General features: G+C 47.9%; 19 protein-coding genes and 1 pseudogene. 16 read left to right on the top strand and 4 right to left on the bottom strand.

What is annotated here, in order from left to right:
* Position 1 precedes the first annotated feature (1 nt).
* The 5 genes from BCF55_RS02775 (at position 2) to feoB (ending at position 4,660) form a co-directional block, all read left to right on the top strand.
* On the top strand, positions 2–613 hold the full coding sequence (locus BCF55_RS02775; RefSeq protein ID WP_121009678.1) for a phosphoribosylanthranilate isomerase: 612 nt from the start codon (positions 2–4) through the stop codon (positions 611–613).
* A complete protein-coding gene (gene era / locus BCF55_RS02780; RefSeq protein ID WP_121009681.1) occupies positions 610–1,524 on the top strand; it encodes a GTPase Era in 915 nt (304 codons plus the stop codon). Before BCF55_RS02775 ends, era begins: the two co-directional genes overlap by 4 nt.
* 67 nt (positions 1,525–1,591) lie before the next feature.
* Positions 1,592–1,807 carry a FeoA family protein gene (locus BCF55_RS02785; protein ID WP_121009683.1) on the top strand — a complete coding sequence of 72 codons (216 nt, stop codon included), beginning with the start codon at positions 1,592–1,594 and terminating at the stop codon, positions 1,805–1,807.
* A 36-nt stretch (positions 1,808–1,843) separates the two neighbouring features.
* Positions 1,844–2,566, top strand: coding sequence for a hypothetical protein (locus BCF55_RS02790; protein WP_121009686.1), 723 nt, complete (start codon positions 1,844–1,846; stop codon positions 2,564–2,566).
* 9 nt (positions 2,567–2,575) lie between these two features.
* Positions 2,576–4,660: a ferrous iron transport protein B gene (feoB, locus tag BCF55_RS02795; protein WP_121009689.1), complete on the top strand. Its 2,085-nt coding sequence runs from the start codon at positions 2,576–2,578 to the stop codon at positions 4,658–4,660.
* Here feoB and BCF55_RS02800 read toward each other — a convergent pair.
* Positions 4,633–6,831, bottom strand: a complete 2,199-nt coding sequence (locus BCF55_RS02800; RefSeq protein ID WP_121009693.1) for a carbon monoxide dehydrogenase beta subunit family protein — start codon at positions 6,829–6,831, stop codon at positions 4,633–4,635. The genes feoB and BCF55_RS02800 overlap by 28 nt on opposite strands.
* 57 nt (positions 6,832–6,888) lie before the next feature.
* Here BCF55_RS02800 and BCF55_RS02805 point away from each other — a divergent pair, with 57 nt between their 5' ends.
* Complete coding sequence (locus tag BCF55_RS02805; RefSeq protein WP_121009696.1) at positions 6,889–7,362, top strand: hypothetical protein; 474 nt, start codon at positions 6,889–6,891, stop codon at positions 7,360–7,362.
* Here BCF55_RS02805 and BCF55_RS02810 read toward each other — a convergent pair.
* Positions 7,359–10,370, bottom strand: a complete 3,012-nt coding sequence (locus BCF55_RS02810) for an efflux RND transporter permease subunit (RefSeq protein WP_121009699.1) — start codon at positions 10,368–10,370, stop codon at positions 7,359–7,361. The two genes, BCF55_RS02805 and BCF55_RS02810, sit on opposite strands and share 4 nt — an antisense overlap.
* A gap of 22 nt (positions 10,371–10,392) precedes the next feature.
* On the opposite strand from BCF55_RS02810, the gene BCF55_RS02815 reads away from it, so the two are divergent.
* Together BCF55_RS02815 and BCF55_RS02820 are read left to right on the top strand one after the other, a co-directional pair.
* Positions 10,393–11,448: an efflux RND transporter periplasmic adaptor subunit gene (locus BCF55_RS02815; RefSeq protein ID WP_170144734.1), complete on the top strand. Its 1,056-nt coding sequence runs from the start codon at positions 10,393–10,395 to the stop codon at positions 11,446–11,448.
* Positions 11,445–12,677, top strand: coding sequence for a TolC family protein (locus BCF55_RS02820; RefSeq protein ID WP_121009702.1), 1,233 nt, complete (start codon positions 11,445–11,447; stop codon positions 12,675–12,677). The genes BCF55_RS02815 and BCF55_RS02820 overlap by 4 nt, the downstream gene beginning before the upstream one ends.
* Position 12,678: 1 nt before the next feature.
* On the opposite strand, the gene pheA is transcribed toward BCF55_RS02820, so the two are convergent.
* Positions 12,679–13,767 carry a prephenate dehydratase gene (gene pheA, locus BCF55_RS02825; protein WP_121009705.1) on the bottom strand — a complete coding sequence of 363 codons (1,089 nt, stop codon included), beginning with the start codon at positions 13,765–13,767 and terminating at the stop codon, positions 12,679–12,681.
* Between the two features lie 41 nt (positions 13,768–13,808).
* Here pheA and BCF55_RS02830 point away from each other — a divergent pair, with 41 nt between their 5' ends.
* From BCF55_RS02830 to BCF55_RS02845, 5 genes and pseudogenes are all read left to right on the top strand, one after another.
* Complete coding sequence (locus tag BCF55_RS02830) at positions 13,809–14,894, top strand: HlyD family secretion protein (protein WP_121009708.1); 1,086 nt, start codon at positions 13,809–13,811, stop codon at positions 14,892–14,894.
* A pseudogene (locus BCF55_RS09875) lies at positions 14,891–15,379 on the top strand (ATP-binding cassette domain-containing protein); the annotation flags it as partial. The gene BCF55_RS02830 and the pseudogene BCF55_RS09875, both read left to right, overlap by 4 nt.
* Positions 15,380–15,598: 219 nt before the next feature.
* Complete coding sequence (locus BCF55_RS09880) at positions 15,599–16,564, top strand: ABC transporter ATP-binding protein (protein WP_425480285.1); 966 nt, start codon at positions 15,599–15,601, stop codon at positions 16,562–16,564.
* Positions 16,545–17,657 carry an ABC transporter permease gene (locus BCF55_RS02840; protein WP_121009714.1) on the top strand — a complete coding sequence of 371 codons (1,113 nt, stop codon included), beginning with the start codon at positions 16,545–16,547 and terminating at the stop codon, positions 17,655–17,657. Before BCF55_RS09880 ends, BCF55_RS02840 begins: the two co-directional genes overlap by 20 nt.
* Positions 17,654–18,748 carry an ABC transporter permease gene (locus BCF55_RS02845; protein WP_121009717.1) on the top strand — a complete coding sequence of 365 codons (1,095 nt, stop codon included), beginning with the start codon at positions 17,654–17,656 and terminating at the stop codon, positions 18,746–18,748. The genes BCF55_RS02840 and BCF55_RS02845 overlap by 4 nt, the downstream gene beginning before the upstream one ends.
* On the opposite strand, the gene BCF55_RS02850 is transcribed toward BCF55_RS02845, so the two are convergent.
* Positions 18,745–18,972: a hypothetical protein gene (locus BCF55_RS02850; RefSeq protein WP_121009721.1), complete on the bottom strand. Its 228-nt coding sequence runs from the start codon at positions 18,970–18,972 to the stop codon at positions 18,745–18,747. The genes BCF55_RS02845 and BCF55_RS02850 overlap by 4 nt on opposite strands.
* A gap of 90 nt (positions 18,973–19,062) precedes the next feature.
* On the opposite strand from BCF55_RS02850, the gene BCF55_RS02855 reads away from it, so the two are divergent.
* Genes BCF55_RS02855 through BCF55_RS02865 form a run of 3 tightly spaced genes read left to right on the top strand, consistent with a single transcriptional unit; the run spans position 19,063 to position 23,803 of the window.
* Positions 19,063–20,151 (top strand): radical SAM protein, encoded by a 1,089-nt coding sequence (locus tag BCF55_RS02855; RefSeq protein WP_121013128.1) that lies wholly within the window; start codon positions 19,063–19,065, stop codon positions 20,149–20,151.
* A 20-nt stretch (positions 20,152–20,171) separates the two neighbouring features.
* Positions 20,172–22,727, top strand: coding sequence for a DNA mismatch repair protein MutS (gene mutS, locus BCF55_RS02860; RefSeq protein WP_121009724.1), 2,556 nt, complete (start codon positions 20,172–20,174; stop codon positions 22,725–22,727).
* Positions 22,724–23,803 carry a glycosyltransferase gene (locus tag BCF55_RS02865; RefSeq protein ID WP_121009727.1) on the top strand — a complete coding sequence of 360 codons (1,080 nt, stop codon included), beginning with the start codon at positions 22,724–22,726 and terminating at the stop codon, positions 23,801–23,803. The genes mutS and BCF55_RS02865 overlap by 4 nt, the downstream gene beginning before the upstream one ends.
* The last annotated feature ends 27 nt before the right edge of the window (positions 23,804–23,830 follow it).

Raw genomic sequence — 23,830 nt, forward strand, 5'->3', positions numbered from 1 at the left:
GATGGTAAAGGTAAAGATATGCGGTATAACCAGACCAGAGGATGCGGAGTTTGCGGTTAGAATGGGTGCTGACTACGTGGGGGTTATACTCTATCCCAAAAGTCCACGTTTCGTCCTACCTGAAGATAGAAAGGAGATACTACGAGCTTCGGAGGGGGCTGTAAAGGTCGCCGTCTTTGTAAACCCAACCCTTGAAGAGGTTTTTTCTGCCTTTGAAGAAGGGTTTGACCTGGTTCAACTCCATGGGGAGGAAGAACCCGGATTCGCTTATAAGTGTGGAATAGAAAGGGTTATAAAGGCTTTCAGGGTGGGAAAAAAACCGCCAGATATAGAAGAAGTTTGGAAAGAGGCACACGGTGTTCTCCTGGATACCTATTCCGAGAAGGCTTATGGAGGGACAGGGAAGGTTTTTAACTGGGAGTTGGCTAAGGCAGTTGCCAGAAAAGGTTTCAGACTCTTCCTGTCTGGGGGATTAAAGACGGAAAATGTAAAGGAAGCTGTTCTTAAGGTTAGACCCTATGCCGTTGATGTTTCATCGGGCGTTGAGCTTGAGCTGGGAGTTAAGGATAAAATTAAGGTTGAGAGTTTTATAAAGGAGGCTAAGAGCTTATGAAAGTCGGTTACGTTGCGATAGTGGGTAAGCCCAACGTTGGAAAGTCCACCCTGCTGAACAACCTGCTGGGTAGAAAGGTCTCAATAGTTACACCCAAACCCGGGACTACCAGAATAAGAGTTCTTGGGGTGAAGAACATCCCGGAGACAGCCCAGATAGTCTTTCTTGACACGCCAGGTGTTTACCATTCAAAAGATTCCGACGTTCTCATAAAGGCTATGAACCAGCTTGCCCGCCAGAGCCTTGAAGATGCGGACGTTATCCTCTTCATGATAGATGCCGAGGAGGGGTGGAGGAAGCGGGACGAGGAGGTCTTTCAGAATTACGTAAAGCCCCTCGCCGAAGAGAAACCCATTATCCTCGTGATAAACAAGGTAGACAGGGTAGGTCCAGCCAAAAACGTCCTGCCCCTTATAGAGGAACTCCACAAGAAACATCCTGAGTTTAAAGAGATAGTTCCCATCAGCGCTCTCAAAGGGGCGAACTTGGACGAACTTGAAAAGACCGTACTCAAATACCTCCCCGAAGGGGAACCTCTCTTCCCAGAGGACATGATAACCGACCTTCCATTAAGACTCTTAGCCGCCGAGATAGTCAGGGAGAAGGTCATGCTCCTCACTAGGGAGGAGGTTCCCACGGCTGTTGCGGTCGTGATAACGGAGATAAAGCCGGGAGATGCAGACCCCAACGTCCTTGTAATAAAGGGAGAGATAATCGTGGACAGGGAGAATCTCAAGCCGATAATAATCGGGAAGAAAGGGCAGAGACTAAAGCAGATAGGGAAGCTCGCAAGGGAAGAGCTTGAGCTCATAACCAACAGGAAGGTATATTTAGAACTCTGGGTGAAGGTGAAGCCCGACTGGAGGAAGAGACCGGAGCTCGTGAGAACCTTTGGCTACATGATGGAGTGATTCTTTCCTCCTTGACAGGGCGATTTTGAGATTGTATCTTAATATCAGCAAAAGGAGGTCGGGAAGAATGGACATGGAGACGGTCCAGCTAGGTCAGGAGTTCACGATAAAATCCATAAGGGACAGGGAAAACCCGATAGTGAGAAAACTCTACGCTATGGGACTCAAAGAGGGAAAGAGAGCAAGGCTCCTACTCAAGAATGGCAGGGTTTATCTCCTCCGCCTTAACAACTCAAGGCTCATAATAGACAGAGATTTAGCCCGGTTCATAGAAGTGGCTTGAAAGGTAATGCCTCACACTCTATCCCGACTGAAAATTTTGAGATTTTATCTCAATCCTGTATTACTTTTACTTATCCCAACCCTTTCCCTCGCTTACTTTCCCTTCACGACTGAGGATGCAGGGACTATCGGAAGAACCTTCGGTTTTGAACTTGAAAACAACTTCACCTACTTCAGATACTACGACGGAACTTATCACCAGGACTACATATTCCAGATAGCGATGGGTCTGGCTCCTAACCTTGACCTTGCGGTGTTTGTGCCTTACAGCAAATTTTATGACGGAGAAAAGACAGAGGGGCTGAATGACGTGGGATTTTACATAAAGCATATTCCCTATCAGAAAAGGCTAAGGCTTGGTTATCTCCTTCAGGTGAACTTTGATACCGGGAAAGAGGGTATAGGCTACGGCAGAACAACCGGGAACGTAAACCTGATTGCGGAGACCACTCACATGGGAACGACCTACGGCATTAACCTGGTCTATATAAAGTCGGGTCATGTGGAGGAGCTCAGGGACTCTTACGGAGCTACATTAGGGGTCTTCAGGGAGTACGGAAATATACTGTCTTACGGATTGGAGCTGAAGGTTCTTACTCCGGAGGACAGGGAAGTGAATACCCTTGACACCCACGCCCTTTTGGGAATGGTATATCACTGGAAGAACAGGGATATAGCCTTAGGTTTTCACAAAACGCTAACGAGACACAGTTCCTTTGTGGACTATGGTCTCCTTGCCGGTATTAAGCTCTCCTTTTGAGGTCAGGATATGAAGAGGATAAAGGTTGCCATAGCTGGAAACCCCAACGTGGGGAAAACGACGATTCTGAACCAGATAGCCGGGACTTCCTTAAAGGTGGGGAACTGGCCCGGAGTTACGGTTGAGAAGAAAGAGGCTGTCGTGAAGTTTGGGGACTACGAAATTTACCTGGTTGACCTCCCAGGGATATACACCCTTGAACCCATCTCGGAAGATGAGAGGATAGCAGTTCGTTTCCTTGAAGAAGAAAAGCCCGATGTGATACTTAACATACTGGAAACCCCAAACATTGAGAGAAACCTTCTCCTAACCACGGAACTTCTGGAATTTGGAATCCCAACGGTTGTGGTTCTGAACATGATAGATGAAGCTAACAAGCTCGGCATTGAAGTTGATGAAAAAAGGATTGAGGAGCTTTTGAATGTAAAGGCTATAAAAACCATAGGAAGAACCGGTTTAGGTACTAAGGATATACTCCCAGCCATAGTTGAGACCTATGAGAAAAAGCTCAGTCCAAAACCTGTGACCTACACTCCTGAGCTTGAAGAAGCGCTTAAGAGGGTATATGACTCCTTAGAAAATAAGGAGGTAAACAAATACGAGCTTATAAAGCTCCTCTTGAACGGGGAAAAGTTTTCCGAACTGAGGAGGGAGCTTGAGAATAGGACAGGAAAGAAGGTTTACGACCTGGTCAACGATGAAAGGTACGCCTTTGCCCACGGTCTCTTTGCGGAGGTCGTTAAGAAAAGAGGAGTTTCGGCTAAGGATATAACCGACAGCATAGACAGAGTGGTTCTTCATCCCTATCTGGGGTTTTTAGTGTTTGTGGCAGTTATCTACATAACCTTCAAACTTGCCTTTGACTTCTCGTCCCCTTTTGTAGACTGGATAGACGGTTTCATAAACAACTTCTTAGCGCCTCTTACTTTTTCCATTATGAAGACTCTCCATCTACCGGAGTGGTTCCTCCGCTTTTTCTCAGAAGCGGTGGTTGGTGGCGTCGGCTTCGTCTTAACCTTTGTCCCTCTTATAGCCGTCCTCTACTTATTTATAACCTTCCTTGAGATGTCGGGCTACATTCCGAGGGTAGCCTTCCTCATGGACAGGTTTATGCACAGGATAGGACTTCACGGGAAGAGCGTAATTCCCCTGATACTCGGCTTTGGGTGTAACGTCCCGGCGATAATAGCCACGAGAACTATGGAATCAACGAGGGATAAGCTCCTTGTAATAATGATGATTCCCTTTATGAGCTGCCCAGCAAGGCTTGTTGTCTTTGCCTTCTTTGCCTCTATATTCTTTAAAGACCACCCAGCCCTCGTTATAACCTTTCTGTACATGCTCGGTATATTTGTTGCCCTTTTGACCGGTTTTCTCCTGAGAAAGACCGTTTATAGAGAGACTCTTTCCCACTTCGTTATGGAACTTCCACCCTACAGACTTCCCTCCCTGAGGTCCGTTTTAACTATAGTGTTAGTTCACGTGAAAGACTTTCTTTACAGGGCGGGGACCTTAATATTCGGTGCCTCTATAGTGATATGGCTACTCCTTAACTTACCGCCGGGTGTAAAGAACCCTTCAGAAAGCATCGCAGGGTCAGTAGGCAGGGCAATAGTTCCTGTTTTTGAACCCATAGGTATAAGCGACTGGAAGGCGACTACCTCTCTTATCCCCGCATTTCTTGCGAGGGAGATAGTTTTAAGTTCCATGGGCACAATATACACAGCTTCAGAAGGCGGTGAGAAGAAGGAGAAAACCTTTGACCTCTGGGAAGCTCTGAAAAGTCAAGTCACAGGTTTGGGAACAGCTCTGAAGGATGCGGTGAGCTCTGTTCTCACCTTTAGCATCACCTCCCTTCAGGTTGATGAGGAAGAAAGCGATACCCTCAGAGAGCTTATAAGGAAGGACTTCACACCAGCTTCAGCCATGTCTTTTATGGTATTTATCCTTATATACACCTCGTGCCTGGGAACCTATGCTGTTATGGTTCGTGAGATAGGTAAGCTAAGAGCCACCCTGTTCCTCGGATACAGCTTCATCGCCGCTTGGGTTACAGCCTTCGTCATTTATAAGGTATTTAACATACTGGGATAATTAACGAATTCTTCCAACTTCTCTGCGTTTATGCCGCTCAGGGAAACGTCCGCATCGGGATGCCCATAAAGGTTACATAGGGTAACTATCTTGGTGTCGGTATGCTTTTTTAAGAGTCTTATCACGAAGTCCGTCCTGTAACAGTGAACTCCGATCATCAGGGTGAGGTCGTGATTTCCATGCAGGATTGAGATATGAGGATTTGGAGGGTCTATTTCCCTTGACGGGTCAAAGTTCTTATTCTTGGGTCTGTAGTCGGGAAGGACGTGAACGTTGAGGTTGGGAAACAACTCCTTTAGCTTCTTTACGAGTTCTGCCTTTCTCTCGGTTTCCTCACTCCATCTCCAAAGAACCAACGGTCCAACTATTATCGTGGGTCTCTCAGCTTTCATTAGGAGCTTCACAGCCTCCCTAAAGGCTTCCTCATACCTAACCTTCTCCCCGTTTATGAAGCCAACGTTCTTATCCTTTTCCTTAACTATCGGAAGTCTTGTCCTGTCCTCCTCAGGTCCGGAAACAGCTTTTGGGATTTTGTAGTACTCGGGTATGAAATCTCTCAGGGGCTCAGCCGGTTGAGGTCTTTCCCTCTTCTGTCTCTCATCATGCTCTTCAACTTTCTCTTTCAGGGACAGAATCTTCTGGGAATCTTCCACGAAGAGGTCAAGCTCAACCTGAAACTCTCCGTGGTAAGCCTTTTCCTCCTCCTCAACACCAAGGTCGTAACAGGTTGTTCCTATTATGTCTATAAGTACTCCGTTGGCTCCCCAGTCTTTAGCCTTCCTGAATATTTCATATCTCTTCTCGTAGAACTCATAGCAACAGTGCCCTATATAGGTGTATCCGTTTTCGGCACACCACTGAAGGGTATCCCGAAGCATTTCAAAGCTTGTTATGGTTATAGGTATCATGCCCCTCTCGTAAGCCATGCGGTACAGGTCTCCAACTGTACACCCACCACACTCACCACAATCATCTGTGTGCCTGTAGTCACACCATGCAGGCTTTGCGCAGTATGGGAGAAGCATAACCTTCGCCTTCTTAATGTTGTCCTTCAGACCACCCCCTATACTACCTATCACCTTGTTCAGACTTTTTTTTTCAATACCGAGGTCTTGGGCTTCCAACTTCCTCAAAGGGAACATAACGGCTTCAACAAAGTCATCAACCGTAAGGTTTACACTCTCAAACCTGTTTTTCTCAAAGAATTCCCTTATCCTCTTTTCTACGTCCTGGACGGGTGTATGTTTCAAATAGGCTTCCAAGTCGTATATGAGCCTTTTAGGGTTTATGAAGAGGTCCCCGTTAATAACCACCTGCTGGAGCAACTTCCTATCGCTGTCCACCTTTGCCGAAACCCTGAAGGTCCCTCCTGGACACCTGTATATACCGAAAAGGACTTCTGAGCTTTCGGGTGCACGCTTTACGTGATATATCCATTCATCGCTCTTGAAGTAGTCCTTCTTCTCCTCTAAAAGCCTTTTCTCTTCTTCCGTGAGTTCCCCCCATTGGGCTTCTATCCCAAATTCTTCCTTAAAGGCTTGAAGGAAAGCCTGGAAGACCTCCTCCTTTTCTGGTATCCTTCCAAGCTCTCTTTTAAGCCACGTTACCCTGTCCTCTGCTGCCTTAATGCCCTTTGAAGTAAGCTTTTCAACTGGTATCTGTAGAGATTTGAGCATTCTCTCCACATTGAAGTCAACCAGAACCGTTCCCTGATAGAGGAAGGCATTGCCCTCAAAGACACCACCCGTTCCCGAAATCTTTTTACCTTCAACCTCTATATCGTTCCTTGGTCTGAATTCTGCTTTGACACCGAGCTTGTTGAGAGCTTTTGCGGCAGCCTTGCATATCTTCTCCGTAATATGCTCGTAACTGAGTTCCCCAAAGTCTCTCCTATCAGCTATTATTTCCCAGCCTATCTGGGTCTCGTCAAAGTATATGGCTCCTCCTCCCGTTATCCTCCTACCTACCTCTATACCCTCCCTTTTCGTGTACTCCTCCCTCACCTCCTGCTCTATGGCTTGATGGTATCCTATGAGAACACACTCGGGCTTGAACTGGAGGAATCTTATGGTGTTTGGTATTTTACCTTCTGCTTTTAGCTCAAGCATAACCTGGTCAAGAGCTATGTTCTCATTCTGGGGTCGCTGCCCTGTATATATAACTCTCCACATATCTTTCCCTCCGTTAAGGGCAATTATACAAGAGTGTAGAACATATATTTAAAGAGTATGCTGATTAAGGTCATCTTGGCGCTCTCCCTCCTCGTACTCTTCTCTTGCTCTGTGCTTGTTGAGGAGAGAAGGGCTGACTCCTGCCTGATTGTTGATGACCCTACAGGTAATCGGGGTACGCTGAAGGTGAACTGCCCTGAACTTTCCTTTCTTCTCTTTTACGACAACTCCCCCGATGGGAGAGACCCTCTGATCCTTGAAGTTAAAGGGATTAAAGCCCGGCGCCTGGAAGGGAAAAGGATAGAACCTTACCACATACAGACAGGCAGCTATGAAACTCTCTCGGGGTGGGCTTATGAGGAGGAATGGAAACTTGGAAATTACTCCCTCAAGGGTTTTGAGTATTATGTGAACGGAGGTACAGCGTGCTACGAAGAGGAGGAGAGAGCAACCGTTGAACTGGTTCGTAATGGAAGAAGGGTTAAGCTGCTAAATCGCTACTGGCATGAAACTGACTGCGGGGGAAATTAAGTCCTTCTAAACCTAAACCTTATACCTTCAAAGAATTCATACACAACCGGTATCACGAAAAGGCTCAGCGGTAGGGCTGTTGTGAGACCCCCTATCACAGCAACCGCAAGGGGCTGCCTCAACTCTGCACCTTCTGTTATTCCAAGGGCTACCGGGAGTAAAGCAAACATTATCGTCAGTGTTGTCATAAGTATAGGACGAAGTCTCTCTTTTCTTGCCTTCATTATCGCATCTCTGACAGTTTCTCCCTCCTTACGGAGCTGAACTATCCTTTCTATGAACAGGACTGAATCCCTTGCCACCAGACCTATCAATAGGATCACACCGAAGTAAGAGGGCAGATTCAAACTTCCGCCCGTGATGTATATGAGACCGAAGACCCCCGATATGGCTAAGGGTAAGGTGAGCATAACCGTGAAGGGGTGGACAAGGCTCTCAAACAGAGATGCAAGTATCATATAAACTCCTGCAACCGCTATTATGAGGGCGAGGGCAAGACCTGCAAAGGCTCTCTGGAACTCCTTTGTCTGTCCGGTAGGTTCAAAGGTGTATCCGGGAGGGAGCCTGTCCCTTAAAAAACCCTCTATCTCTGAAACCGCCTCTCCGAGGGATTTGTCCCTGAGGTTTGCAAAGAGTATAAAGGAATACTGTCTGTTATACCTGTTTATGACCGTATATCCTGGACCGAGCTCGTACTCTATAACGGAAGTTATAGGAATAAGATCTCCCTTTTTTCCTCTTACGAAAACCTTTTTAAGGTTCTCATAGGTCTTCAGGAAGCTTTCTTCGGCTTTAACGTAAGTATCATAGCTCTCTGAACCTAGTTCGTAAGTTCCCACCCAAAACTTTCCAAAAAGAGCTGTTAAGGTGTTTCCTATATCCTCAACGTTAAGTCCCAAATCTCTCAATTTGTCCCTGTCTATCCTTATCTTTATCTCTGGCTGGTTTATCCTTATGTCTGTGTCTATGTCCGCGTAGCCTCCCTTTTCCCTGAGGAAGGAAGTGAGGTTATCCGCTATCCTTCCGAGCTCTTCAAGGGATTCACCCCTTACCACATACTGTATGTCCGTCTGCCTTCCTCCCCTCGCCCCCACTACCGATGGAACCTCAACGGAGGCTCTAACATCCTTTATCTTCCTCAATTCGTCCCTCAGCATGTTCATAACTACCTTCTGGTGAGGTCTAACACTCCTGTCCTTGAGGGTAACGAAGAACATACCCCCGTTCACTGTAGGGCTCACGAGTCCCTCACCCACAGCCATTCCGTACCTGAGAACGTAAGGGTTTGACATAAGAACCTTCTCTATCTCCCGTGCTTTCCGGTTTGTGAATTCAAAAGAAGAGCCCAGAGGGGTTTCAAACCTTATTATGAACCTCCCCTCGTCAACCACCGGGAAGAACTCCTTCTTGGTAATTTTTGCGAGCTGGAGACCTCCCGCAACGGTGGCGAAGGAGAGAACAAGGACTATCAGCTTGTGGTTGAGCGACCACCTGAGGGCAACGTCAAAGATTCTCTCAAACCTATCGTAAGCCCTCATGAATACGTTCTTCTTACCAACGCTGACAAGTCTTGCGGAGAGCATGGGAGTGAATGAGACCGATACCAGAAAGGAGATAGCTATGGAGGTTATCAGGGTGAAGCTGAAAACTCCGAAGAAGACACCTACCGGACCTTTAAGGAAGAGTATGGGGAGGAATATAACTATAAGGGAGGCGGTAGAAGAGAGGAGGGCAAAGACCACTATCCTCGTCCCCACGGTTGCAGCCTCTTTTCCCTTAAGACCCTCCTCGTTCCTTCTGTATATGCTCTCAAGAACAACTATAGCATCGTCAATGACTATTCCAACCGCGACGGCGAGGGCGAGAAGGGAGAGTGTGTTCAGAGAGTTACCCGTGAGATAGAGGACGAATATAGCTCCTAAGATTGATATAGGTATGGCGGAAACAGGTATAAGGGTGAACCTTACGCTCCCCAAGAAGAGGAAAACCACAAGGGCGGTGAGGAGACTACCTATAACTATCTCGTGGGTTGCGTCCGCAACGCTCCTCTTTATGAAAACTGAGGCGTCGTAGTTTATATCTATGTTTACACCCGCCGGAGCTACCTTCCTGAGCTCCTCTATCTTCCTTATCACCCCCTCCGCAGCCTGAACGGTGTTGGTCTTGCTCTCCTTGTAAACTATGAGGGCAACGGCTGACTTTAGGTTAAACCTAACAGCGTTCCTGAGCTCGTCGTAGGAGAACTCGGCATGCCCAACATCCCTGAGCCTTACCCCGTCCCTTAGAATCAGGTTGTTTATCTCCTCTGCGTTCTTGAACTTTCCTATTATCCTGAGCACGTACTCTCTATTTTTGCTGTATATACTCCCAGCCGGGGTTTCTACGTTGTTCTTTCTGAAGACCTCTATAACATCGGTTACGGTTAAATTTCTGGAGTGGAGCCTCTCCGGGTCAATCCTTATCCACATGACCCTGTCCCTGAACCCTCCTAAGTGAACCTCTGCAACACCCCTGACCCTTTCAAACTCCCTCTTTACGACCTTGTCAGCGAAGTAGGATATTACGCCGTAATCCACGTCTCCATGAACGAGGACGGCCATTATGGGAGCCATGGAGGTGTTCAGCTTCCTCACAACCGGTGGGTCAACCCCCTCGGGCATTCTTCTGTAAGCTCTCTGAACCGCATCCCTGACTTCCTGAGCGGCTACGTCAATATCTTTCCCCAGGTCAAAAACTACGCTTATGCGGGAAACGCCGGTGTAACTCTGAGCTATTATTGAGTCTACACCGCTTATGGAGGCAAGCTCCTCCTCTATCTCCCTCGTGACTACCGTGTCCACCACGTATGGGTTAGCTCCCTCGTAGGTTGTGCTTATACTCACCACGGGAAAATCAACATCGGGAAACCTATCAACGGGAATGTTTTTGTAAGCGTATATGCCGAGTATTATGAAGGTGAGCATAAACATGAAGGTGGTTACCGGTCTGTTTATAAAAAACTTGTACATGAGAAGTATTATAATATACCGTATGACTGGTCAGTCATTACTTGTGGTTTTGGTGGCTTTTACCTTTATACTCTCCTGCGGAAGCCCCAAAGAGTCTAAGAAAGCACCCGCAGAAAGAGTGTTTGAGGTGAAGACCGTAGAGCTCAATCCCGTTGACTACACACTCAGATACGAAACCAATGGATACTTAGAGGCTGTTGAAACGACCCAGGTCAAGCCTCTGGTCAGTGGGAAGGTGGTAAGGATACTTGTAGAGGAGGGTAGCTGGGTAAAAAGGGGCGATCTTATGCTAAAGATAGAGGACAAGGATTACAGAGCCCTTTATGAAGAAGCTCTTTGGAACTTGAGGGAAGCCCAGGAAAACTACCAGAACCAGCTCAAGGTTTATGAAAGAAGAAAGAGACTATACGAGAAGGAGCTTATAAGTAAAGAGGAGTTTGAAGAATCCCAGACTAACCTTTTAACGCTCAAGGCAAAGATAGAAAGTCTAAAGGCTTCTCTTGAGAAGAGGAGAATAGACCTCCAGAGAACCGAGTTGAAAGCCCCCTTTGATGGGTACGTTGTGAGAAGGCTTGTAAGCGTTGGTGACCTTGTAGGACCTTCTTCGGTATGTTATGAGGTGGTGAAGCCAGATCCTCTCAGATTTGTGTTTAAGGTTCCCCAGGAGGTGGCTCCTTCCTTAAAGCTTGGCTCTCCAGTGCATATCAAGCTTGGCAGTGGGGAATTAGAGGCAGAAGTTGAATACATCTCCCCCTCCGTAGATGAAAACAGACTGTTAACTGTGAAAGCCAAAGTTAAGAACACTTACGGAAAGCTCAAGCCTGGAATGTACGGGGTGGTGAGTTTTGGATACAAGAAGGTTAAAGCTTTCCTGATACCGGAACAGGCTGTTCAGCTCTTCCAGGAACAGACATTCCTTTGGGTGGTGAGGGATTCAAGAGCGGTCCGCCTTCCCGTTAACGTGGTCGGGCATGAAGATGGTAAGTCAGCGATTCTTGGGCAGATAAAGGAGGGAGAGAAGCTTATAGTTGAAAACCTTATGTTCCTGAAGGAAGGTGTGAGGGTAAAGGAAAAATGAGAGTCCTTCTCCTCCTTTTCCTCTTTACATTCTCTTACTCCATAACCTTAGAAGAAGCCGTTCAGTTAGCCCTGAAGAGAAACATTGAAAGTATAAAATCTGAACTTGACCTGAAGAAGGTTGAAGAGAGGATAAGGGAGGTCAAAGGAAGCGTACTGCCAACGGTTTCTTTCTCCGCTCGCTATACAAGATGGGACCCAAACTATATATCCTCCTTTGTGCCTGAAAACAAGTATATTCTGACCCTTTCACTGAACCAGCCGATATTTGACAAGAGCGTGTGGGATGCCCTTAGGCTTGCCAAGAGGAGCAGGGAGCTTCAGGAGGCGGTGATTAAAGACGTAAAGACAAGTTTGAAGGCTGAGGTAGAAAAACTTTACTGGGCGGTTCTCTTAAAGCGGGAGGTTCTTAAAGAAAAGGAGGAGTCCCTTACTTACTGGGAAAACTACTTTAAACTCGTTGAGGAAAAGTACAAGGAAGGGATAGTACCTAAGTATGAGTTCCTCAGGGCAAGAGCCCAACTAAGACAGGCAAGGGCTGACCTTATAAGGGCAAAGAGCGACTACACGGTTTCCCTCAACTCCCTGAAGAACCTTATAGGCGTGGACGAGGACATCACCGTGGAAGGTACCTTCGGTAAGGGCACCCTTAAAATTGAAGACCCGCGAGAAACCCTGATAAAGAACAACACGAGCTTGCTCGTCCTTGAGAAGACTTTGAAAGTTCAGAGGGAAAATGTGGAGCTCAAAAAAGCTGATTACTATCCCAAGCTCTCCCTCTTTGCCAACTATAACGTGGAGAACATAAAGGACTTTAAGAACGGAAGCATACAGGAAGAAGTAAGGAAAGGCTACAACCTCGGTGTGAGCCTTGACTTTACCATATACGATGGTCAGAAGAGGAGTGCGAGAGTTATGCAGGAGAAATTAGAGGAGATGAAGGTTAGGGAGGAAATTGAATTCAGGAAGAGAGAGCTCCTCAACCAACTGGACTCTCTTCTATCCCAGCTTAAAGCCCTTGAAGAAGAGCTCCTTGCCCGAGAGGATACGCTCCTTGCCTCCGAAGAGTCTTTGAGAAACGCAACTGAGAGGTACAGGGAAGGTGTAGGTTCCCAGGTTGAACTCCTTGATGCGAGAAAAGCTTATGAGGAGGCGAGACTTTCTTACCTTGACTCGGTGTACGTATACAACTCAACGATAGCAGACCTGAAGGCACTTTTAGGGTTTTAGTTTACTCGCTCAGGAGAGCCTTAGGATAAGAGCCAAGGATCTTCACCATCTGAGTCCTGCTCTTTAACTCTCTTAAAACTTCCTTTACCTTCTCATCTTCCCTATGTCCTTCAAGGTCAACAAAGAACACGTAATCCCATGCCCTCTTTCTTGAAGGTCTTGATTCTATCTTCGTGAGATTCACCCCCTTCAGGTAGAAAGCCTCAAGGGCTCTGTAGAGAGCTCCAGGCTCATCTCTGACAGCAAATATGAGGCTCGTCTTGTCCTTTCCCGTGGGTTTCATCTCTCTTTTAGATACTATTAGGAAGCGGGTGAAGTTATCCATGTTCTCTTGAATATTGCTTGCGAGGATATTCAGGTGGTAAGTGTAGCTTGCGACCTCACTTGCTATAGCAGCGGAGCCCTCCTCTTCAAGAACTATCTCGCACGCCTTGGCGGTACTCTCAGTTTCCAAGAGTTGAGCGTTGGGCATATTTTTCTCAAGCCACCCTCTACACTGACCGAGGGCTACCTTGTGGGAGTAAACCCTCTTCACTTCAGAAAGGTTCTCTACGTTTGAGAGAAGGTGCAGATTTATTGGTATAACCACCTCTCCTGAAATCTTCAGGTCGCTCTCCAGGAACATATCAAGGGTGTAGTTCACGACCCCCTCTATCGTGTTTTCAACGGGTACCACCCCGTAGTCCGCCCTCTCAGACTCTACCTCAACGAAGACGTCCCTTATGGTGGCGCAGGGGACGTACTGGGCGGAGAAGCCGAAGAACTCCAGAGCCGCCTGATGGGTGAAGGTAGCCTTAGGACCGAGGTAGGCTATCTTGAGAGGCTTCTCCAAAGAGAGGCAGGCGGAGATTATTTCCCTGTATATGTGGACAAGGGCTTCCGGGGGGAACTCCTCTCCGAACTTCTCCTTATTCAGTTTCAGGACCTTCTCAAATATCGCCCTCTCCCTTTCGGGGACGTGAATCTCCATGTTCTTCTTCTTCTTTATCTCCCCTATCTCCCTCGCTATCCTCGCCCTCTCGTTCAGAAGGCGGAGTATCTCCTCATCTATCCTGTCTATCTCCTCTCTGAGCTTCTTTAACTCCTCCACACTTCTAATTTTAGCCGACCTCCGTGTCTTATACTATTCCCATGAGAAAATTGACGGGTCAGTCACTCCTTTTCCTCCTCATCGTCCTCCTGTTCTCCTGCGGGAAGGAGGAGAAAGCCCTCTACCTGAGCGGAAGGATAGAAGGAGACGAGTATGATATCGGAGCGAAGATAGGCGGGAAGGTGGTGGAGGTGAGGGTAGAGGAGGGTAAGGAGGTGAGGAAGGGGGAAGTTCTTGCAAAGCTTGATTCTAAGGAGCTTGAGGCTAAACTGAGAAGAGCCGAGGCTGTGGTGAGGTCCTTAAGAGAAAAACTCCGTGCCCTTGAGGTGAAAAGGGAACTCCTCGTTAAGGAGCTGGATATAAATCTGAAGGCTTCCGTAAAGAGAAGGGAGGTGGCGAGGGACGAACTTCAGGGGCTTGAGCACACGAAGAGGGAGCTTGAGGTCAGGAAGGAGAAGCTCCTGAAGGACCTGAAGAGGTTCAGGGAACTCTTTAGTAAGGGTGTTATCCCCCAGAGCAAGCTTGAAGAGATAGAAACCGAGGTTGGTTCCCTTGAGGAGAGGATAAGAGCTCTCGGAAAGGCTATGGAGGAATTGAGGAAGAAGGTGGAACTGGCTGAGCTGGAGATAGAGCTGGCGAGGGAGAAGAGGAAGGAGATAGAGGCTCTTGAGAAGGAGATAGCTTCTCTGAGGGAGAGGGTAAGGGAGGCTGAGGCTGGGGTGGAGGAGGTGCGAGCATTGCTGGAGGACACCATACTTCGGTCTCCAATTGAGGGAACGGTGGTTGAGAAGTTCGTTGAGGAGGGAGAGGTAGTTCCCCCAGGAAAGGTTCTCTTTACTGTGGTGAACCTTGATGAACTCTACTTCAAGGGCTACCTTCCCGAGACGAAGCTCGGACTTCTGAGGCTCGGTCAGGAGGCTTACGTAAAGGTAGACTCCTTCCCGGAAAGGAAGTTTCCCGCCGTGGTCTCCTACATAAGCGACAGAGCGGAGTTTACTCCCAAGGAGGTTCAGACGAAGGAGGCGAGGGTAAAGCAGGTCTTTGCGGTTAAGATGAGGCTGAAGGAGAACCCGGGACACGTCCTGAAGCCCGGTATGCCCGCCGAGGCTTACGTGGAACTGAGATGAAGGTAATTGAGGTAAGGGACCTCCGGAAGAGATACAAGAAGAAGGAGGCTCTCAGGGGTGTCTCCTTTGAGGCGGAAAGGGGAGACTTGGGAGTCCTGCTCGGTCCCGATGGTGCAGGGAAATCAACCCTCCTAAAGGTTCTGGCTGGGGTCTTGGAGTTTGATGAGGGGGAGGTCAGGGTCTTGGGGGCGAACTTTAGGGATTATAGGGAGGTTGAGAGGGTTAGGGGGAGGATAGCCTTCATGCCCGAGGGTCTCGGACATAACCTCTACCACACCTTGAGCGTTGAAGAAAATTTAGATTTTTTCGCCGAGATACACGCTCTCCCAAAAGAGGTTGCACGGGAGAGGAAAGAGCTCCTCCTTAAAGTTACCGGACTTTTGGAGTTCAGAGAAAGAGAAGCGGGGAAGCTCTCGGGAGGCATGATGCAGAAGCTGGGTATAGCCTGCTCCCTGATACACCTTCCGGACCTGATAATCCTTGACGAACCAACCACGGGAGTGGACCCCATATCCAGAAGGGAAATATGGAAGCTGCTCCTCATGGTCTCCCAAAAGGAGAAAAAGACCGTTATTATATCTACCTCTTACACCGACGAGGCTGAGAGGGGCACCTTCTTCTCCCTGCTCCACGAAGGCAAGGTCTTGAAGAGTATGAACCCGGAAGAGCTTGGGGATAAGAGTGCCGGGGACATATTTGTGGAGATGGTGGGAGAGAGGAAAGAGGAGGTATCTATTCCCTTTGGGATAAGGGGAGAGGCACCCGACCCTGCCATAGTGGTAGACAGAGTCTCCAAGTTCTTCGGGAGTTTCAGGGCGCTTGACGGGGTCTCCCTTGAGGTCAGGAGGGGTGAGGTTCTCGGATTGCTCGGACCCAACGGAGCGGGGAAGACGACCCTGATAAAGATACTCGTAGGTCTCTACGAACCCTCAGAGGGAAAGGTTCTCGTTGCCGGGGAGGATGACCCTAGAAGGATAAAGAGAAGGATAGGCTACATGTCCCAGAAGTTCTCCCTTTACTCGGACCTGACGGTTAGGGAAAACCTCCTCCTGTGGGGCTCTGCCTACGGGATACTGGGCGGGGAGCTTTCCGAGAGAATAGAGGAAGGTTTGAGGATGCTCAGACTTGAGGAGTTCAGAAACATCCTCGTGAAAGACCTTCCCCTCGGTATTAAACAAAGACTCGGTCTCCTATCCTCCTTCCTCCACGGACCTCCCATACTCTTCCTTGACGAGCCGACCTCTGGAGTTGACCCAGTAGAGAGAAAATTCTTCTGGAAGCTGATAAAGCACCTGTCTGAGGAGAAGGGGGTAACCGTTCTCGTTGCAACCCATCACATGGAGGAGGCTGAGTTCTGCGATAGGGTCTGCCTCCTGAGCAGGGGTAGGGTTATAGCCCTTGACACGCCGGCGGTTTTAAAGCGGGAGCTTGAGCTTGTGGAGGGGAGAGCTTACGAGGTAAAACCCAGAGACCTTTACTCCTCCTTGGAGGCTCTGGAGAGGAAGGGCTTGACGGTAGTCCCCTACGGGAGGAGACTCAAGTTCTTCACGAAAGGGGAGACTGAGGAGGTTCTGAGGGAGATAGATTACGAGTGGCTGAGGGAGGCGGAGGTCAGTATGGAGGACGTTTTCGTCGGCAGGCTGGAGAGGTATGAGGCTTCACAGGGTTAAGGCGATATACCTTAAAGAGCTCAAGGAGCTCGCGAGGGACAGAATATCCAGGGTCGTCGTCTTAGTTGTTCCCTTGATAATAACCCTGCTCTTCGGATACGGGATGTCCCTTGACGTGGAGAACGTTCCCTTCGTCGTGTGTGACGAGGACAAAAGCGCTCTCAGCAGGGAATTCGTGAGCAAGCTTAAGGAAAACAGGGAGTTCTTCAACTTTAAGGGTTACGTTTCCTCCCAGAGGGAGGTGGAGGAACTTCTCCTCAGGGGGAAGGCAAAGTTCGGAGTTGTCATACCTGACAGCTTCGGTGAGAGGCTGAAGGAAGGGAAGAGTGCGAACCTTCAGGTTCTTATAGATGGAACGTTCCCCTTCCAGGCGGAAGTGTCCGGAACTTACGTGGATGCAGTCGCAAACAGCTTCATCCTTGACCTGATACCCCACCTGAGGGAAATGCCCTTCAGCATAGACACCCGTTACTGGTTCAACGAGGAGCTAAAGCAGAAGCACATAACCTCTTCGGGAATACTCGCAGTTGTCTTCACTGTATCGCCAGCCATATTCACGGCGATAATATTCTCACGGGAAAGGGAGAGGGGGACGATTTACAACATCTACACCTCACCTGTGGGGAGGCTTGAGTATCTCCTGGGAAAACAGCTACTGACCCTGAGCGTATACACCGTTAACGTCCTCTTTCTCTCTTTGGTGGTCGTATTCCTCTTCAAGGTTCCCTTCAGGGGGAACTACCCCTTCTTCTTCTTTGCTACGGAGCTCTTTATACTCACCTCCTCAAGCATAGGCATGCTTGTCTCCACATTCCTGAGAACCCAGATAGGGGCGATAGTGGTAACCATGATAATCACGATAATTCCCGCTTTCCTCTACTCTGGATACCTCATACCCGTTAGCTCCATGGGCAGGGAAGCTTACATAGAGGCTCACCTCTTCCCCACCCTTTACTACATGAACATCGTTAAGGGTAGTTTCCTCAAGGGAGTCGGACCCCTTTCTCTGCTTAAAGATACGGTGGCGATACTCTTCTTTTACATCCTGTTCCTGAGCCTGAGCTACATAAGGTTTAAGAAGAGGGAGAGATGAGAGGTTTTCTTTTCTTTCTTTACAAGGAGGTCGTTCAGTTCCTGAGAAACTGGGGACTCCTTATCTTCGTCACCTACGCCTTCACCCTTGATGTTTACATAGCCGCCGTTAGCATGGACGTGAGTCTCAAAAACGCGAGCTTCTACGTTCAGGACTACGATAACTCACCCTTATCAAGGGAGCTCGTGTCTAAGTTCAGAGAGCCCTTCTTTTCCTTTAAGGGTTACGTCTTAGGAGAAGACGAGATAGATGAGCTACTCCTGGAGGATAGAGCCATAGGTGTTATAAGGATACCTCCGAAGTTTGAGGAGAGGTTCATGGAGGGGAAGAAGGTCAGGATAGGGATACTGGTGAACGGTTCGGAGGCTTCGGCGAGCAACCTCTTCTCGGGATACTCCTCAAGGATAATCTCGGACTTTCTCATAAAGGAACTCGGTTTTGAAGAGAAGCCCTTGGAGGTCAGGAGGAGGTTTCTCTTCAATCAGAACGCGGACAGCACCTACTTTATGGGGGTCTCCGAGCTCCTCACCGTCCTGACACTGCTCCTCGTTATTCTTCCCGCTTCCGCGGTTATAAGGGAGAAGGAGATGGGCAACATTGAGATGGTTCTCATATCTCCCTTCCCTACACGTCTTTTCTTTCTCACCAAGTCCCTTGCGATGACCCTCGTAATCCTTATCTTCACGTTTCTATCCCTAACGGTCGTTATAAAGGGAATCCTTGGCGCTCCCTTCAGGGGAAGTTACGCCACATTCCTCCTCATCACCTCGGTTTACGCCTTCGCCACCACAGGGCTCGGTATGTTCATAGCCTCCTTCGCGAGGAACATGCTCCAGGTAATCCAATTGACGATGATGACCCTGATGCCGATGCTCTACCTTTCGGGAACATGGTCCCCTATAGAGTCCATGCCCAAGTTCTTCCAGTATCTCTCCCTCCTCATGCCCCTCAGGTTTTACATAGAGTCTGCCTTCGGGATAATATTCAAAGGTCTCGGTCTCTCGGAACTCTACCCCAACGTTATAGCCCTCCTACTGATAGGGGGTCTCCTGTTTGTTGGAGGAAACTTCTTTATATCAAGGAGGCTCTAACCCTCCATCTCGTTCACGGTTGCCCCGTCGTAGAGTCCGTGTTCAACGGCGACCCTCACGAGGGCGAGCTCGTCCTCACTCAGCTTTTTACCTTTCAGAACCTGTCTTATGAACTCCTGAACAACCTCCTCAACCGTCTCATCGGTTATATCCTCTATCTGTATCTCGTCCCTCTCGGCGACGAACTTTCCAAAGCTCACCGCAAGCTCCTCTAAGTCTGTCATTCTCTACCTCCAAAGGTTTGTTAAAGCATATTCCCTGGGAAGTCCAAGTTGCTGACCTTTGTCAAGTTTCCTATTATCTTAATCTTATACATGGAACCCCAGAGGAAACTTAGGCTTCTTTCAAAACTTGCAAAGTTTGAATGTGAGAAAGAACCTGACCTTGAGGGATGCATATACAAAGCGTCCACACCGATGGGGAAGAAGCCCATACTGAAAACCATGCTTTCAACTTACTGCGATAAGAACTGTGATTACTGCGTCTTCAGAAGGGACAGGGACAACACACCGAGGCTATTCATAAACCCTGAGGACATGGCTAAGGGTTTCATGGAGCTTTACAGAAAGGGGAGAGTTCGGGGACTCTTCCTGTCCTCTGGAATATTCATCCACCCTGAGGTAACCATGGAGAAGCTCATAGATACAGCCAGCATTCTCAGAAAAAGGTACGGGTATAAGGGGTACATACACCTTAAACTCATGCCCGGTGTGAGTCTACAGACGCTTGAGGAAGCAGTCAAGCTTGCTGATAGGATTTCTATGAATATAGAAGCTCCCAACGAGGACAGGCTTAAACGTATAGCTAAAGGAAAAAGCCTCAGGAATGAAATAATTCCAAAGATAGCCCAGGTAAGCAGACTCCTTGAGAACTACGAAAGTAAAAGCCACATAACCCAGGTAATGGTAGGGGTCAGCGGTGAGACCGATGAGGAACTTCTCAGGAGTAGTGAGTACCTTTACAGAAAACTAAGACTCAACCGCGTTTATTACAGCGCCTTCTTCCCCGTGAAAGATACTCCTCTTGAGAACAGACCTCCCGAATCAAAAAGAAGAGAGCATCGGCTCTATCAGGCAGACTTCCTTATAAGGGATTACGGCTTCTCATGGAAAGAGCTGCCTTTTGAGAACGGTAAACTCCCAGAGGATAGGGACCCAAAGGAGGCGTGGGCTGAGAGGAACATCCACCTCTTCCCGGTTGAGTTGAACAGGGCGGATTACGAACTTCTAATAAAAGTTCCTGGAATAGGTATAGAAACGGCAAGAGAGATAATAAGAAGGAGACTAAAGGGTGCTCTAAAAACCCCGGAAGACCTTAAAGGCATAAGGAACCTGAAGAAGATATTGAACTACGTAACACTGATGGGAAGGTACTACGGGGATATTCTTGTTTATAAGGTGTAAGATATATCTTTAAAAGAAATATGAAGGACAGAAACCAAGAGCTTACCCCCATGCTTGCCCAATACCACTACTTTAAAAACGAGTATTCGGACTGTCTTCTATTCTTCAGGCTGGGAGACTTTTACGAACTCTTTTACGAAGATGCGGTGGTCGGCTCAAAGGAGTTAAACCTGGTACTTACCTCAAGACCTGCCGGGAAGGGAAGGGAGAGGATACCCATGTGCGGTGTTCCTTATCACTCCGCCGATAATTACATAAAGAGGCTTGTTCAGAGGGGTTTCAAGATAGCTATATGTGAGCAGGTTGAAGATGCCTCTCAGGCTAAGAGTATAGTAAAGAGGGAAGTTGTCCGGGTAATAACCCCCGGCACATACTTTGAGAAAGACACCGCCGGGTTTGCCTGTATATACAGAAAGGGGAAGTTTTATTACCTTGCATATCTGAACCTGTCAATCGGTGATTTTGTGGGTGCAAGGGTAAAGACTGAAGAACTCCTTGATTTTCTTTCCAAGTTCAACATAAAGGAGCTTCTGATTAAAGAGGGAGAAGAACCCCCCTCGGCGGTGATAAAAACCCTGAGCGTATTTATAACAAAACTGGATGATGAGTTCTTTGAAGAGGGTGTAGAACTTCTAAGGAAGGCGTTTGACATACACAGCGCAAGGGCGTTGGGCTTTGATGAGGAGGAGTTTCTTATTCCCCTTGGCGCGGCGTACAGGTACGCAAAGCTTACCCAAAAAGGTTTCACGCCCTTTATCAAAAAACCAAAACCCTTTCAAGACGAAGGTTTTGTGCGCATAGACCTGAAGGTTAGAAGGGGACTTGAGCTTCTTGAGAGTATAGAGGGGAGGAAAGACCATTCACTCTTTGGGGTTCTTGACATGACCCTTACGGGCATGGGGCGCAGGAGACTTAAGTTCCATATACTGAACCCTTTTAGAAACGTTGATAGGATAAGTAAAGTACAGGAAGCTGTTGAGGAGCTCGTACAAAATAGGGAGAAAAGGTGCAGGCTCAGAGAGATACTGTCAGGAATGGCTGACCTTGAAAGACTCGTATCACGTATAAGTGCTAACATGGCGACTCCACGTGATATCCTTCACCTAAAGAACACCCTTTACAAGGTGGAGGACCTCAGGGAGGAGATAGGGAGTCTTGGTTCAGGGCTCTTTAAGGATATGGTGGTAAACCTTGAGAGCCTGAAAAGCATAGCTGATGAGATAGACAGGGTTTTGGTTGATGAGCCACCTATTCATGTGAAAGAAGGGGGACTTATAAAAGCCGGTGTTGATGGGTTCTTAGATGAGCTACGTTTCGTTAGGGACAACACAAGGAAGCTCTTAAAGGAGTATGAGAAAAAACTCAGGAAGGAGACAGGCATATCTAGCCTGAAGGTTGGTTACAACAAGGTTATGGGTTACTACATAGAGGTGACTAAACCCAACCTCAAGTACGTGCCTGAGCATTTTAGGAGGAGACAAACACTGACCAATGCAGAGCGGTTCATAACGGAAGAGCTAAGCAGGCTTGAGGAGAAAATACTCTCCGCCCAGAGCAGGATAAACGATATAGAGTACGAACTCTTTGTTCAGCTGAGGGAGAAGATAAATGGAGAACTTGAGAAGGTCGGCAGGAACGCCCAGATCGTGGGAGAGATAGATTACATACAGGCTCTTGCGGAGGTTGCCGACAAAAAGGGATGGGTTAAACCGGAGGTCAACGATGAGTTCTGCATAGAGATAGAGGAGGGGAAACATCCTGTTATTGAAGCTTTTACCAGAAGCTACGTGCCAAACGATACCTTCATAAATGAGGAGAGTTTTATACACCTGATAACGGGACCGAACATGGCTGGTAAGTCCAGCTACATAAGACAGGTGGCTCTGATAGTCTTGCTGGCTCATATGGGTAGCTTTGTTCCCGCTAAAAGGGCTAAAATTGGGAGTGTTGACGCCATATATACTCGTATAGGTTCTGGAGATATCCTCGCCCTTGGTGTCTCTACCTTTATGAACGAGATGCTAGATGTGGCTAGTATGTTACTGAACGCCACAGACAGAAGTCTCATAATTCTTGACGAGATAGGAAGGGGAACTTCAACCTATGACGGGATAGCCATAACCAAAGCGCTAACTGAGTTCATTTCCAGAAGAATCGGAGCTAGGACTTTACTTGCCACCCACTTCCTTGAGCTTACAGAGCTTGAGGGGAAAGTTAGAGGGGTGAAAAATTACCACATGGCTGTGAGTGAAGAGGGCAGCGGCGTAGTTTTCCTATATACACTGCTACCCGGTAAAGCTGAAGGGAGCTTCGGTATAGAGGTTGCAAGGATGGCCGGATTGCCTGAGGAGCTTATAAACAGGGCTAAAGAAATCCTGCTCAGTTTTGAGGACAAGAGCCTGCCCCTCTTGGAGGAGACTTTTAAACGTTCAGAAAAGAGCATAACAGAGGCGGAGTTAGATGCCATTATAGAGGACGTATTATCCATAGATGTGGCAAATACAACGCCCTTACAGGCACTGCTGAAGCTGGCAGAATTGAAGGAGAAAATAATCAGGGTAAGAGAAGGTAGATGAGGGTGGCTTTATTCACAGATAACTTCAGGGGGGACATGGGAGGAGGCACAAAGATAGTTATTGACCTTGCTAAAGGGCTTAGAGACGAAGGGCACGAAGTCTTAGTTGTAACCGGACAGGAGACGGATGAGGCGGCTGAAGGTTTCAGAGTTTTTAACCTTCCAAGCTTGAAGTTTCCCTTTTACGATAAAGCTGAGATGGTCTTTCCAAGTATCGGGCTTATAAGAACTATGAAGGAGTTCAATCCAGACATAATCCACTACCACGAACCTTTTACGGCGGGAATATTAGCTCTCCTGGTATCAAAGAATATAGGAAAACCGGTAGTTGGCTCAATTTACATAGATCCGAGCCACGTTTCCCAATACACGCTGAAAATAGACAGAGGTGGTTTTGCCAAGGCTCTAGTCGGTTTTATGAGCAGGCAATCAGACGCGCTCGTATTCATATCTGAGTATCAGAGGAAGACCTATGAGAGGTTTTTGGATAGAAGTAGGATAACGAAGGTCATATATCCCGGTATTCCGGACTACTTTTTCAGAGGCAAGGCGGAGTTTGGTAAAACTGTGGTAACCGTCTGCAGGCTAGCTCCTGAAAAGAACCTGAGTTTCGGTTTTAGGGTTATAGCCAAGCTCCAAAGGATGGGTAATTTTGATTATCTCTTGGTGGGTGAAGGACCGGAGAGAAAAAAACTTGAGAAGCTTGCCAAAAAGCTGAATTTGAAGGTTGAATTCCTTGGAAACTTGAAAAGGGAAAGGCTCCCTGACCTTTACAGCAGGGCTTCCCTGTTTTTCCTTCCGTCAAAAACAGAAACCTTCGGGCTTGTCCTTGCAGAGGCAATGGCTTCAGGGCTTCCTGTTGTGGCTCTCGGCAGGGGAGCGGCTCCTGAGGTCATCGGTGAAGGAGGAATTATATGTGAGGAGAACGAAGACAGGGTCGCGGAAGCTATGGCCTCCCTGTTGGAAAACTCCAGACTCTGGAAAGAGAAGTCGGAGAAGGCAAGGGAGAGAGCTAAATTCTTTAAAATGGACAGGTTCGTAAGGGAGCACGAGGAGCTTTACGGTAAGCTCCTTTAATTCCCTTTCTAATGAAATTAAATTAAA

The organism is Hydrogenivirga caldilitoris (genome assembly GCF_003664005.1).
GTDB classification, from domain to species: Bacteria; Aquificota; Aquificia; order Aquificales; family Aquificaceae; genus Hydrogenivirga; species Hydrogenivirga caldilitoris.